General features: G+C 68.7%; 11 protein-coding genes. 6 read left to right on the plus strand and 5 right to left on the minus strand.

Annotated elements, in window-relative coordinates; all coding sequences use genetic code 11:
* The first annotated feature begins 66 nt into the window (after nt 1-66).
* Together ASF27_RS09070 and ASF27_RS09075 are read left to right on the plus strand one after the other, a co-directional pair.
* Nucleotides 67-2,079, plus strand: a complete 2,013-nt coding sequence (locus ASF27_RS09070; protein WP_056359438.1) for an SDR family NAD(P)-dependent oxidoreductase — start codon at nt 67-69, stop codon at nt 2,077-2,079.
* Nucleotides 2,080-2,154: 75 nt separating this feature from the next.
* Entirely contained in the window at nt 2,155-2,490 is a 336-nt protein-coding gene (locus ASF27_RS09075; RefSeq protein ID WP_156398843.1) for a PepSY domain-containing protein, read from the plus strand.
* A gap of 52 nt (nt 2,491-2,542) precedes the next feature.
* Here the strand turns inward: ASF27_RS09075 and ASF27_RS09080 are convergent, their stop codons facing one another.
* The 3 genes from ASF27_RS09080 to ASF27_RS09090 form a co-directional block, all read right to left on the minus strand.
* The gene (locus ASF27_RS09080; protein WP_056260598.1) at nt 2,543-3,469 is read right to left on the minus strand and encodes an NAD-dependent epimerase/dehydratase family protein; all 927 of its coding nucleotides are present in this window, start codon (nt 3,467-3,469) and stop codon (nt 2,543-2,545) included.
* Between the two features lie 14 nt (nt 3,470-3,483).
* On the minus strand, nt 3,484-4,488 hold the full coding sequence (locus ASF27_RS09085) for a glycosyl transferase (RefSeq protein WP_056304463.1): 1,005 nt from the start codon (nt 4,486-4,488) through the stop codon (nt 3,484-3,486).
* A 302-nt stretch (nt 4,489-4,790) separates the two neighbouring features.
* Nucleotides 4,791-6,836: a protein meaA gene (locus ASF27_RS09090; protein ID WP_056169999.1), complete on the minus strand. Its 2,046-nt coding sequence runs from the start codon at nt 6,834-6,836 to the stop codon at nt 4,791-4,793.
* Between the two features lie 395 nt (nt 6,837-7,231).
* Here ASF27_RS09090 and ccrA point away from each other — a divergent pair, with 395 nt between their 5' ends.
* Nucleotides 7,232-8,512, plus strand: a complete 1,281-nt coding sequence (ccrA, locus tag ASF27_RS09095; RefSeq protein WP_056359440.1) for a crotonyl-CoA carboxylase/reductase — start codon at nt 7,232-7,234, stop codon at nt 8,510-8,512.
* 63 nt (nt 8,513-8,575) lie between these two features.
* On the opposite strand, the gene ASF27_RS22685 is transcribed toward ccrA, so the two are convergent.
* Nucleotides 8,576-8,743: a hypothetical protein gene (locus ASF27_RS22685; protein ID WP_187272997.1), complete on the minus strand. Its 168-nt coding sequence runs from the start codon at nt 8,741-8,743 to the stop codon at nt 8,576-8,578.
* 142 nt (nt 8,744-8,885) lie between these two features.
* Here ASF27_RS22685 and leuD point away from each other — a divergent pair, with 142 nt between their 5' ends.
* Together leuD and ASF27_RS09105 are read left to right on the plus strand one after the other, a co-directional pair.
* Nucleotides 8,886-9,488: a 3-isopropylmalate dehydratase small subunit gene (gene leuD / locus ASF27_RS09100; RefSeq protein ID WP_056170005.1), complete on the plus strand. Its 603-nt coding sequence runs from the start codon at nt 8,886-8,888 to the stop codon at nt 9,486-9,488.
* 82 nt (nt 9,489-9,570) lie between these two features.
* Nucleotides 9,571-10,761 (plus strand): lytic murein transglycosylase, encoded by a 1,191-nt coding sequence (locus ASF27_RS09105; RefSeq protein ID WP_056170008.1) that lies wholly within the window; start codon nt 9,571-9,573, stop codon nt 10,759-10,761.
* Between the two features lie 229 nt (nt 10,762-10,990).
* Here ASF27_RS09105 and rplS read toward each other — a convergent pair whose 3' ends face one another.
* Complete coding sequence (rplS, locus tag ASF27_RS09110) at nt 10,991-11,449, minus strand: 50S ribosomal protein L19 (protein ID WP_056170012.1); 459 nt, start codon at nt 11,447-11,449, stop codon at nt 10,991-10,993.
* A gap of 308 nt (nt 11,450-11,757) precedes the next feature.
* Here rplS and ASF27_RS09115 point away from each other — a divergent pair, with 308 nt between their 5' ends.
* Complete coding sequence (locus tag ASF27_RS09115) at nt 11,758-12,324, plus strand: NifU family protein (RefSeq protein ID WP_056170015.1); 567 nt, start codon at nt 11,758-11,760, stop codon at nt 12,322-12,324.
* Nucleotides 12,325-12,450: the final 126 nt, after the last annotated feature.

A 12,450-nucleotide genomic window follows, 5' to 3' on the forward strand; every position in this document is an offset into this window, starting at 1 on the left:
GCGTTGACAGGAACGGGCGCGGCGCCGATACCGCGCCTCGGCCGGAGCCCGTATGGGCCGGAGTTCATGCAGCAGCGCACCTACAAGAACGCGGTGATGGTGGTCCACGATTGCGTGGCGACCGCTCTGGCCGTGATCCTCACCTTCGTGTTCCGCTTCAACGGCGATCTCCTCGCCGAACGCCTGCACGCGCTTCCCCTGCTGCTGCCGCCCTTCGTGATGTTCGCGGGGCTCGTCTACGCGCGGTTCAAGCTCTACCGGACGAAGTGGCGCTTCGCCTCCCTGCCGGATCTCGCCGGGATCGTGCGGGCGGCGAGCGTACTCGCCCTGACCCTCCTCGTGCTCGACTACGTCCTCGTCTCCTCGACGATGTACGGGTTCTACTTCTTCGGCAAGATCGCCATAGGCCTGTACTGGGTCCTGCAGATCTTCCTCCTCGGCGGCCCGCGTCTCGCCTTCCGCTACCTGAAATATGCCCGCTCGCGGCAGAGCCACGCCCGCACCGCAACGACCCCGACCCTGCTGCTCGGGCGCGGCACCGACATCGAGATCCTGGTCCGGGCCATCGAATCCGGCTCGGTGCGGCGCCTCGCGCCCAAGGGCATCCTGTCGCCCCGCGCCGACGAGACCGGCCAGACCATGCGGGGCGTGCCCGTGCTGGGATCGTTCGCCGACCTCGAACGGGTGGTGGCCGATCTCGCCCGCGACGGCACCCCCGTGCGCCGCCTCGTCGCCGTGCCGAGCGCGCTCGCTCCGGAGGCCGCGCCCGACGACCTCATCGCCCGGGCCCGCCGCCTCGGCCTGCCCCTGTCGCGGGTGACGAGTCTTGGCGAGAACATGCGCGACGCCGGCCTCGCGCCCCTGGAGATCGAAGACCTGCTCCTGCGCCCCACCGTGGCCATCGACCGGCCGCGCCTGGAGCGCCTGCTCACGGGCGCTCGGGTGATCGTGACCGGCGGCGGCGGCTCCATCGGCTCGGAGATCTGCGCCCGGGCCGTGGCGTTCGGCGCCGCCGCCGTGCTCGTGGTCGAGAGCTCGGAGCCGGCGCTCCACGGCATCCTGAGCCGGCCGGATATCGCCGGGGCGCACGTCACCGGCGTGCTGGCCGACATCCGCGACCGCGACCGCCTCGACGCGGTCTTCGCCGCGTTCCGGCCGGACTACGTGTTCCACGCCGCCGCCCTGAAGCAGGTGCCCTACCTCGAGCGCGACTGGACCGAGGGCATCAAGACCAACGTGTTCGGCTCCATCAATGTCGCGGAGGCCACCCTGGCGGTGGGTGCCCGGGCCCTGGTGATGATCTCCACCGACAAGGCCATCGAGCCGGTGTCGCAGCTCGGCGCCACCAAGCGCTTCGCCGAGATGGTGGCGCAGGCCCACGACGCCGCGCAGAGCTGCGCGGCCGGAACGGTCCCGACGCGGCTCATCGCCGTGCGATTCGGCAACGTGCTGGGCTCCGTCGGCTCCGTGGTGCCGGTGTTCAAGGCGCAGATCGCCCGGGGCGGCCCCGTCACCGTCACCGACCCCGAGATGGTGCGCTACTTCATGACCGTGCGGGAGGCCGCCGACCTCGTCCTCACCGCCGCCTCCCATGCCGACCGGGAGGCACGGGTCGCCACCTGCGCCAACGGAATCGACCAGCGCGCGGCGGTCTACGTGCTCAAGATGGGCCAGCCCGTGCGGATCGGGGATCTCGCCGAGCGGATGATCCGGCTCGCCGGCTTCGAACCGGGCGTCGACATCGACATCGTCCATACGGGCTCGCGGCCCGGCGAGCGCCTGAACGAGATCCTGTTCGCCCGTGAGGAGCCCCGAATCGCCCTCGACGGGATCGACGGCGTGATGGCTGCGCGGCCCGTCTTCGCCGACCGGACGGTCCTGGACGGCTGGGTCGTGCGCCTTCACGCGGCGGTGGCGGCCCAGGACCGGGCGGCGGCGGAAGCGGTGTTCGGCGAGGCGATCCCCGATTTCCGCAACCGTCCGGCGGCAGGCACCAGGACAATGGCGGAACCGCAGGGTCCGATCCCGGTTGATCCCTCGCGTAAATCGCGGGAACCAACGGTCGCGCTTCCGAATTGAGGCGCTGACCCGAACATCAGGGACCGGGCCGGCCGAACGACACCGGTGCCGGTCCGTCGATCCGAGGAGAAGATCTTGCAGCGTGTTTCGAAGCTTCTGGCAGGCAGCCTGTTCGCGACGGCCCTCGGCCTCGCCGGCGCGCCAGTCCTCGCGCAGGGCATCTCCATCGGACCCGGCGGCGTTCAGGTCGATCCCGGCTACCGCCGCGGCTACGACGACCGTGGCCCGCCGCGCAGCGAGCTGACCCGAGGCGAGGCGGCCCGAATTGCCCGTCGTGAAGGCCTCATCGATGTCGACGGTGTCGACCGGCGCGGCCCCCGGATGATCGTGCGCGGCTCGGATCGCCGCGGCGACGACATCTCCGTGGTGCTCGACAGCCGCTCGGGCGATGTCCTCGACGTCCGCCGCTGAGCCTTAGGGATCGAAGGGAAAAAAGGTCCGGCGTGCTGCGCCGGGCCTTTTTTCATGCGGTCTCGGCTCGGGCGAAAGCGGCAAGGCCGTCGCCCGTCGTGTGCGACGGGGCCCACCCTAGCGCCGACAGGCCGTCGGCCCGGGCGACGAGCCCCGTCGAGAGGCGGGCATAGGCCTCCTCCCGTCCCGCCAGACGGCAGGCGACCCCGATGAGGCCGGGTGGCACCGCGACGAGCTTCGGCGTCCGGCCGAGGCCGTGCCGCAAGGCCGCGATCATCTCGGGCAGGGTCAGGGGATCGGGCTCGGCGACCACGAGGGCACGGCCGAGGGGGGCCGGTGCAGCGAGCGCCGTGGCCACCGCCGCCGCGAGATTGTCCACCGACACGAGGGAGCGCCGTGCCGTGAAGCCCCCGAACGGCAGCGGATAGGGCGTGCGCGCGAGGCGCAGCAGGGCCGCCATGTTGCCCTTCACCCCGGGACCGTAGACGAGGACCGGCCGCAGGGCGACCCAATCGAGGCCGATCTCGGCCAGGGCCGCCTCGGCGTCGCGCTTCGAGCGTCCGTAGGCGTCCGTGGGTTCGGGCGCATCGGTCTCGCGGACGGGTCCGGTGGCGCTCGGTCCGGTCTGGGCGCGGATCGAGGACAGGAACACGAAACGGCGGATTCCGACCCGCGCCGCGCTTTCGGCGAGGCGCCGCGTGGCCTGCGTGTTGGAGGTCCGGTAATCGTCCTCGGGGGTGCCCGACATGGCGTGGGCGAGGCCCGCCGAGTGAACGACGGCATCGACGCCGGCCAGAGCCGCAGCCATGTTCATGGGTCGGCTGAGGTCGCCAACCACGGCGCCGCTCGCCCCATCCGGTACGGCGACGGGCCGGCGCAGGAGCACGCGGACCCGGTAGCCCCGGGCCGAGAGGGCGTGGAGGAGATGCCGACCGATGAAGCCGGTGGAGCCCGTCAATGCGATGAGCTGTCCGCCCAAGATCGTCTCCTGCCTCAACCGGGCCTCCGGCGCCGCCCGAAGGCGTGCAGGAGGCTTGCCACCAGGGCGCCCCCCGCCCCCGAGGCCAGGACGGTGACGGGCCAGGACGGCCAAAGCAAGGTCGCGCTGGCTAGGGCCGCCAAAGCGAGGTTGAGGACGAACACACGGCCCACGACGGCGACCACCGGGAACCCGTTATCCGTGGCGCGCTGGTACCAGTGCGAGCGATGGGCCTGCCAGACCGGCTCCCGCCGCAGCAACCGGCGCCCCAGGGTCAGGGTCGCGTCGGCGAGATAGTAGAGCGGCAGGAGGATCGCGGCGGCGAGCCCACCCTCCGCGGCGAGGCGGTAGAGCAGCCACGCCCCGAGGAGCCCGAGGGGCAGCGACCCGACATCGCCGAGGAAGAGCCGGGCCACGGGGCGGTTGAACGGCGCGAAGCCGAGCACCGCCCCGAGGAGCGCGGCGGCGACGAGCATGGGCAGGAACGGCAGCCCTCCGGACAGGCCGAGGAACACGAGGGCGCCCGTGAGGGGCACGAACTCGGCCACGCTCATCCAGTCGAGCCCATCCATGAAGTTGACGAGGTTCACGAACCAGAGTCCCGAGAGGATCGCGACGCCCCGTTCGACGGGCAGCGGCAAGCCCGGCATCAGGCGCCCACCCACCGCCAGCACCAGTCCGGCGACCACGAGGCCCTGTACGCCGAGGCGGAGGGAGGCCGGCAGGGGGCGGATGTCGTCGACGGCACCCAGGATCGCGAGCAGCAGGACGGCGTGGGCGAGGACGAGGGCCTCCAGGGCATCGAGTCCGGCACCACGCAGGGCCAGCACCACGCCGACGGTGGCGAAGACCGCCAGCACGATGGCGATGCCGCCCCCCTGCGGCGTCGGCACCGTGTGACTCGACCGGGCATTGGGCCGCGCCAGGGCATAGCGCCGAAGCAGCGGCTGCAGGGCAACGATCAGTCCCGCGCTCAAGCCGGCGGCGAGCGGAACGGCGACGAGGGGCGCGAGGAGCATGGGCGGTCCGTGGGGCGGCCGGGGGGAGCCGTTCCGTTCTTTTCGGCCTGGGAGGATTAGTGATCCGACGATCTTCGGCCGCGTTCGCTCAGGTACAGGACAGACCCGTAGCGGCGTGGGTCTCGGCCGGGTCCTCCCCTGCCAGACACAGGGTACTCGCATAGGGGCAGGGTGTCGTTCCGGGGCGTCGCAGGTGAACCCGGGTCCGCTGGGGGACCCGGGATGGCAAAGCGTGGCGGGACTTCCAGTACCCCCGAACGCCCGAGGCGCTCGTCCTCAGACTTTCCAACGGCTCGGTAGCGTCAGAAGACCTTCTCGGCATCCTTGCGGGAATTCACCCCGTCAGCCTTGTCGGCGGCCTGCTTGTCCAGCGCCCGATTCACCACCTTGGCCAGCCCGACCATGATGGTGTCGAGGATGTAGTCCTTCGGCGTGTAGACCGCCGTGACGCCCATATTCTTCAACACGAGTTCGTCGTCGGGCGAGATGATGCCGCCCACCACCACGGGGATGTGGTCGAGGCCGGCTTCGCGCATCTTCGCCTTCACGTCGCGCACCAGGGGCACGTGCGAGCCGGACAGGATCGACAGGCCGACGACGTGGGCGCCGGTCTCCTTGGCCTTGGCGACGATCTCGGCCGGGGTCTGGCGGATGCCGTCATAGGTCACGTCGAAGCCGACGTCGCGGGCGCGCAGGGCGATCTGCTCGGCGCCGTTGGAATGGCCGTCGAGGCCAGGCTTGCCGACCACGAGCTTCGGCGTTTCGCCGAGGCGCTCGCCCAGATCCGCGATGAGGAGCTTGGCTTCCTCGGCCGCGCCCGACGACACCGTGTCGAGGCCGACACCCGTGGGTGCGCGGTACTCGCCGAACACCTCGCGCAGGCGCGTGCCCCACTCGCCGGTGGTGACCCCGGCCTTCGCGGCGGCGATGGACACCGGCATGATGTTGGCACCGGAACGCGCGGCGGCTTCGAGATCGGCGAGGGCCTTTTCCACGGCCTTGCCGTCGCGTTGCGACCGCCACGCCCGGATGCGCTGCTCGGCCTCCATCTCCACGGTCTCCGAGACGGTGAAGATGGCCCCCTCCCCGGCGGTGAGGGGCGAGGGCTCCCCGGCCTGGAACTTGTTGACGCCGACCACGACCTGATCGCCGGCCTCGATGGCCGAGATGCGCTTGGCGTTGGATTCCACGAGCGCCCGCTTGAGGGCGCCGGTCTCGACGGCGGCCACGGCCCCGCCGATGCCACCGATCTCCTCCAGGGCCTTGCGGGTCTCGGCTTTGAGGGATTCAACCTTGGCGTCGATCACCGTCGAGCCGTCGAAGATGTCGTCGTATTCGAGGAGATCCGTCTCGAAGGCGAGGATCTGCTGCATGCGCATGGACCATTGCTGGTCCCAGGGGCGCGGCAGGCCGAGCGCCTCGTTCCAGGCGGGAAGCTGCACGGCGCGGGCGCGGGCGCGCTTCGACAGGGTGACGGCCAGCATCTCGATGAGGATGCGGTGGACGTTGTTCTCGGGCTGCTGCTCCGTCAGTCCGAGGCTATTCACCTGAACGCCGTAGCGGAAGATACGCTTCTTCGGGTCGGTGATGCCGTAGCGCTCCTGGGCGATCTCGTCCCAAAGCTCCGAGAACGCCCGCATCTTGCAGATCTCGGTGACGAACCGCATGCCGGCATTCACGAAGAACGAGATCCGGCTGAACACGTCGGCGAAGCTCGCCTCGTCGAAATCGGGGTCGTCCCGCACGGTGTCCAGCACCGCGATGGCGATGGCGAGGGCGTAGGACAGCTCCTGCACCGGCGTCGCCCCGGCCTCCTGCAGGTGGTAGGAGCACACGTTCATCGGGTTCCACTTCGGCACTTCCTTGGTCGTGAACAGGATCACGTCCTTGGTGAGCCGCAGGGAGGGGGCCGGCGGGAACACGTAGGTACCGCGCGACAGGTATTCCTTGATGATGTCGTTCTGGGTCGTGCCCTGGAGGCCGCTGAGGGGCGCGCCCTGCTCCTCGGCCACGGCGAGGTAGAGCGACAACAGCCACGGCGCCGTGGCGTTGATGGTCATCGACGTATTCATCTGCTGCAGCGGAATCTGGTCGAACAGGGTCCGCATGTCGCCGAGATGCGCGATCGAGACGCCGACCTTGCCGACCTCGCCGCGCGCCAGTTCGTGGTCGGGATCGTAGCCCGTCTGCGTCGGCAGATCGAAGGCCACGGACAGGCCGGTCTGCCCCTTGGCGAGGTTGCCCCGGTAGAGCGCGTTCGATTCCTTGGCGTTGGAATGCCCGGCATAGGTCCGGATGATCCAGGGCTTGTCGCGCTTGACCTCGGCGACGGTCGCGTTCGCGCTCATTCCACTCGACTCCGTTGGATGCTGTGCCGCGCTTGACCGCGCGTGATGGCCGGCACCCTAACCAAGCGCAGCGCGCGCGTCATCTGGCCGAAGGTTCGGCAGGCGGGCCGCGACACGCGAAGGCTTGGAAAAATTCTAGATGCACGGCGAAAGCGAATTGAACGGGGCATCACCAAAGTCGGATGCCGCGATGCACTTAAGCATCTGAAATACCGACAGGATACGCCGCGGCATCGCTCAGCAACGTCGCGAAAAATATTGTATACGAATACAGGCCGCCGCCCGGACAGCGAGTCGCCCACAAGCACCGGGCCTTCATGGCCTTTCTGGGGCCTTGGAGCGCTTCCGGTTCGCCGATATAGGGTCGCTCACAACAAGATAAGGGAGAGCCTGAGATGGCCGCGAGCGCTGCGTCGAGCACGACTGAGATCAAGGACTTGTACGAGATGGGCGAGGTCCCGCCCCTCGGTCACGTGCCGGCGAAGATGTACGCCTGGGCGATCCGGCGCGAGCGCCACGGGCCGCCGGAACAGTCCCACCTGCTCGAAGTCCTCCCCGTCTGGGAGATCGGCGACGACGAAGTGCTCGTTTACGTCATGGCCGCCGGCGTCAACTACAATGGCGTCTGGGCCGGCCTCGGCGAGCCGATCTCGCCCTTCGACGTGCACAAGGGCGAGTACCACATCGCGGGCTCGGACGCGTCGGGCATCGTCTGGAAGGTCGGCGCCAAGGTGAAGCGCTGGAAGGTCGGCGACGAGGTCATCATCCACTGCAACCAGGACGACGGCGACGACGAGGAGTGCAACGGCGGCGATCCGATGTTCTCGCCGTCCCAGCGCATCTGGGGTTACGAGACCGGGGACGGCTCCTTCGCCCAGTATTGCCGGGTGCAGTCGCGCCAGCTCATGGCCCGGCCGAAGCACCTCACCTGGGAAGAGGCGGCCTGCTACACGCTGACCCTCGCCACCGCCTACCGCATGCTGTTCGGCCACGCCCCCCACACCGTGCGGCCGGGCCAGAACGTCCTGATCTGGGGCGCCTCGGGCGGTCTCGGCGTGTTCGGCGTCCAGCTCTGCGCGGCGTCGGGCGCCAACGCCATCGCGGTGATCTCCGACGAGTCGAAGCGCGACTACGTCATGGGGCTTGGCGCCAAGGGCGTGATCAACCGCAAGGAGTTCGATTGCTGGGGTCAGCTGCCGAAGGTGAACAGCCCTGAGTACAACATCTGGCTCAAGGAAGCCCGCAAGTTCGGCAAGGCGATCTGGGACATCACCGGCAAGGGCAACGACGTCGACATCGTGTTCGAGCACCCGGGCGAGTCGACCTTCCCGGTCTCGACCCTGGTGGCCAAGCGCGGCGGCATGATCGTGTTCTGCGCCGGCACCACCGGCTTCAACATCACCTTCGACGCCCGCTACGTCTGGATGCGCCAGAAGCGCATCCAGGGCTCGCACTTCGCCCACCTCAAGCAGGCCTCGGCCGCCAACCAGTTCGTCATGGATCAGCGCATCGATCCGTGCATGAGCGAGGTGTTCCCGTGGGAGAAGATCCCCCAGGCCCACACCAAGATGTGGAAGAACCAGCACCCACCCGGCAACATGGCCTGCCTCGTCAACGCCCCGCGCGCCGGCCTGCGCACGGTGGAAGACGTGATCGAGGCCGGCAAGAACAAGTAAGCTTGAGCCTCAGGGTCTGAGGCTCTCACGCTCGACCGCCCGAACGATCACCTTCCCTAACGATCACCTGCCCTTTTCGGAGGGCAGGTGCTTCGCGTAATCCTCGCGTTCCTCTTTCTGCTTGATGAGGTCCGCATAGGCCTGCCGCATCTCCGGCGAGACGGAGACGGAGCGGGTCTTCTCCTTCTTGCGCTTGGGCGCCTTCTTGAATTGGTTGGCGGTCTCGGTCATCGGCTGGTTCCGGATGGGTCGCGTCGACGGAAGTATAGGCTAGCCCGGCGACGTTCGCGAGACGGGACGGACGGATGGTTCCGGTCGGCCCCGCGCGCTGGTAGAGACGATCCGACACGTTTTCCGGATCGGACGAACCACAATGGAAAAATTCACCACCCTCGAGGGCGTCGCGGCCCCCATGCGGATCATCAACGTCGACACCGACCGGATCATCCCCAAGCAGTATCTCAAGACCATCAAGCGCACGGGGCTCGGCAAGGGCCTGTTCTCGGAGATGCGCTACCGCGACGACGGCTCGGAGAACCCCGACTTCGTCCTCAACAAGCCGGCCTATCGCAACACCAAGATCCTCGTGGTGGGCGACAATTTCGGCTGCGGCTCGTCGCGCGAGCACGCGCCCTGGGCGCTGACGGATTTCGGCATCCGCTGCGTGATCTCCACGAGCTTTGCCGACATCTTCTTCAACAACTGCGCCAAGAACGGCATCCTGGCGATCACGGTCTCGGCCGAGGATCTGGAAAAGCTGTTCGAGGATGCCGAGCGCGGCGCCAACGCCACCCTGTCCGTCGATCTCGAGGCCCAGACCATCAAGGGGCCGGACGGCGGCACCCTGCATTTCGACATCGATCCGGGCCGCAAGGAGAGCCTCCTCAACGGCCTCGACGAGATCGGCCTGACCCTGAAGCGGGCCCCGGCCATCGACGCCTACGAGGCGAAGATCGCCGCGCGCGGCTGGGCCTGAGACCGGACGTGCTCATGGTTCGTTTACCATGGGCACGCCTTAACGGTGGGCAGACCCGACCATCCGCTCCGGAGACCGCCCCATGACGCCGCGCGCGACGCTCACCGCCCTCCTCTGCCTCGCGGGTGCGACGGCAGCCCCCGAGGCCCGGGCCGACTTCCAGGATTGCCTCGCCGGGCTCCAGGCCCAGGCCGCCGCGCAGGGCATCTCGGCCCAGACCTTCCGCGCCGCGACGAACGGCATCGCCCACGACCCCAAGGTCCTCGAACTCGCCGGCGCCCAGCCCGAGTTCAAGACACCGATCTGGGACTACATGGCGGCTCTCGTCGACGACGAGCGCGTCGACGACGGCAAGGCGGCCATGAAGCAGCACGCCCAGGCCCTCGCCAACGCGGAATCGCGCTACAGCGTCGACCGCTACACCATCGCGGCGGTGTGGGGCGTCGAATCGAACTTCGGCAAGAACCTCGGCAAGATGCCGCTGGTCCAGTCCTTCGCCACCCTGATCTGCGCCAACCACCGCCGGAAGGACTTCTTCAAGGGCGAGCTGATGGCCACCCTCAAGATCATCGAGCGCGGCGACATCGATCCCTCCCGCCTCAACGGCTCCTGGGCCGGCGCCTTCGGCCAGACCCAGTTCATGCCCACCACCTACCAGCGGCTGGCGGTCGACGGCGACGGCGACGGGCGCCGCGACCTCGTCGATTCGGTCCCCGATGCCGTCGCCTCCACGGCGAACTTTTTGCGCGTGGCGAAATGGCAGAACGGCCAGCCCTGGGGCTACGAGGTGCGCCTGCCGCGCGGCTTCAATGCCAGCGGTGCCGGCCGCAAGAACCGCCACGCCGTCTCCCACTGGGCCGCCATGGGCGTGACCCGGATCGACGGGCGTCCGCTCTCCGGCGACGCGCCCATCGGCATCCTGATCCCCGCCGGGGTGAACGGCCCCGCCTTCGCCGTCACCAAGAACTTTGACGCCCTGTATTCCTACAACGCCGCCGAATCCTACGGCCTCGCCATCGCGGTCCTGTCCGACCGCCTGCGGGGCCGGGCCGGCATCCAAGCCGAGTGGCCCACCGACGACCCGCCCCTGTCGCGCGCCGAGCGCCGCGACCTCCAGACCCGGCTCGCCGCCCGCGGCTACGACGTCGGCGAGCCGGACGGCAAGGTCGGGTCCAAGACCCGCGACGCCATCAAGGAGATCGAGCGCAGCCTCGGCATGCCGGCGACGGGTCGTCCGGGCGCGAAGGTGCTGGAGGCCCTGCGGCGGGGGTGAGCGGGCGACGGTTTCCCATACCGTTCATCCCACCGATCACCTCATCCTGAGGTGCCGCGCCAGCGGCCTCGAAGGAGGGCTCCATTCCCAATGCTATCCTTGGAGCCCTCCTTCGAGGGCTCCGCTTCGCTCCACCACCTCAGGATGAGGAAGCGGATCGGCACGATGGACAAACGAAAAAGGCCGGGCAATCGCCCGGCCTTTTCCATGGATGGATATCCGAAAAAACTTACTCCGCGGCGGCGGTCTTCGCGGCGGACTTGGCGGCCTTCTCGGCCTTGCGGGCGTCCTTGTTCGCCTTCGACGCGTCGGCCTTGGCGGCCTTCTCGGCGGGACGGTCGGCGCGCTCGACGATACGGGCGGACTTACCGCGACGGTCGCGCAGGTAGTACAGCTTGGCGCGACGCACCTTGCCGCGACGCACGACGACGATGGAATCGATGAGCGGCGCGTAGAGCGGGAACACGCGCTCGACGCCCTCGCCGTAGGAGATCTTGCGGACGGTGAAGCTCTCGTTGAGGCTGCCGCCGGAGCGGGCGATCACCACGCCCTCGTAGGCCTGCACGCGGGTGCGCTCGCCTTCCTTCACCTTGACGTTCACGATGACCGTGTCGCCGGGCTGGAAGTCGGGGATGGTCTTGTTGAGCGAAGCGATCTGCTCCTGCTCGAGCTGCTGGATGATGTTCATGGGTCACGTCCTGCCGGTGCGCGCCCGGGATCCCCGGATGGGATCGTGGGCGTCAGGATTTCGGCATCCTGTTTTGAGTTGAGGCGGGCCATACACGAGGCGTGTATTTTTGTCTACGCGGCGTCGATTGTTTCGGGCCGCGCGCGCTCCGAGAAGCACCGATCCTTCCCCAGGCGGCCATGGCTCCGAGTTCCCCACGGGAGTTGAGAAAATCGCCCACGGGGTCCACATGGATATCCATGCCGGGCGATCCCGGCATGATTCCCGGCCGGCCTTGAACCGGCGCCGCGGACGAGGATTTCGTACCCATGTTCATCCAGACCGAAGCCACCCCGAACCCCGCCACCCTGAAGTTCCTGCCCGGCCGCGTCGTCCTCGACACCGGCACCTTCGAGGCGCGCGACGCCGAGGCCGCCGCCCGTTCGCCCCTGGCGCAGCGCCTGTTCGACGTGCCCGGCGTCGCCGGGGTCTATTTCGGCCACGACTTCATCTCCGTCACCAAGGCGGAGGACGAGAACCTGTGGCCGCAGGTGAAGCCCGCCATCCTCGGCGCGATCATGGAGCACTTCCAGTCCGGCGCCCCGGTGCTCGCCGAGGGCACCAGCTCAGAGGACGACGAGGCGGAAGAATTCTTCGATCCGGCCGACGCCGAGACCGTGGTCACCATCAAGGACCTCCTCGAGACCCGCGTGCGCCCGGCGGTCGCCGGCGACGGCGGCGACATCACCTTCCGAGGCTACAAGGAAGGCGTCGTCTACCTTGAGATGAAGGGCGCCTGCTCGGGCTGCCCCTCCTCCACCGCCACCCTGCGGCACGGCGTACAGAACCTGTTCCGCCACTTTCTGCCCGAGATCCGCGAAGTTCAGGCCATCTGAGACCGACCGCGCCGACTTGCGGCGCAAAGCGGCAACACTGCACCGTGAATTCATCGAAAACGGCCGCCTCGCTCTCACGGGGCGGCCGTTTTTGTCCTACCATCGAGCTCCCGGCGGGCGCGTGAT

The organism is Methylobacterium sp. Leaf102 (genome assembly GCF_001422425.1).
In the GTDB taxonomy this organism is placed as follows: domain Bacteria; phylum Pseudomonadota; class Alphaproteobacteria; order Rhizobiales; family Beijerinckiaceae; genus Methylobacterium.

Excerpts from the sequence above, each read along its gene's own strand:
- ASF27_RS09070 (WP_056359438.1), top strand. The coding sequence starts at position 67 with ATGCAGCAGCGCACCTACAAGAACGCGGTGATGGTGGTCCACGATTGC.
- ASF27_RS09085 (WP_056304463.1), bottom strand. The coding sequence starts at position 4,488 with ATGCTCCTCGCGCCCCTCGTCGCCGTTCCGCTCGCCGCCGGCTTGAGC.
- ASF27_RS09090 (WP_056169999.1), bottom strand. The coding sequence starts at position 6,836 with ATGAGCGCGAACGCGACCGTCGCCGAGGTCAAGCGCGACAAGCCCTGG.
- ccrA (WP_056359440.1), top strand. The coding sequence starts at position 7,232 with ATGGCCGCGAGCGCTGCGTCGAGCACGACTGAGATCAAGGACTTGTAC.
- ASF27_RS22685 (WP_187272997.1), bottom strand. The coding sequence starts at position 8,743 with ATGACCGAGACCGCCAACCAATTCAAGAAGGCGCCCAAGCGCAAGAAG.
- leuD (WP_056170005.1), top strand. The coding sequence starts at position 8,886 with ATGGAAAAATTCACCACCCTCGAGGGCGTCGCGGCCCCCATGCGGATC.
- ASF27_RS09105 (WP_056170008.1), top strand. The coding sequence starts at position 9,571 with ATGACGCCGCGCGCGACGCTCACCGCCCTCCTCTGCCTCGCGGGTGCG.
- rplS (WP_056170012.1), bottom strand. The coding sequence starts at position 11,449 with ATGAACATCATCCAGCAGCTCGAGCAGGAGCAGATCGCTTCGCTCAAC.
- ASF27_RS09115 (WP_056170015.1), top strand. The coding sequence starts at position 11,758 with ATGTTCATCCAGACCGAAGCCACCCCGAACCCCGCCACCCTGAAGTTC.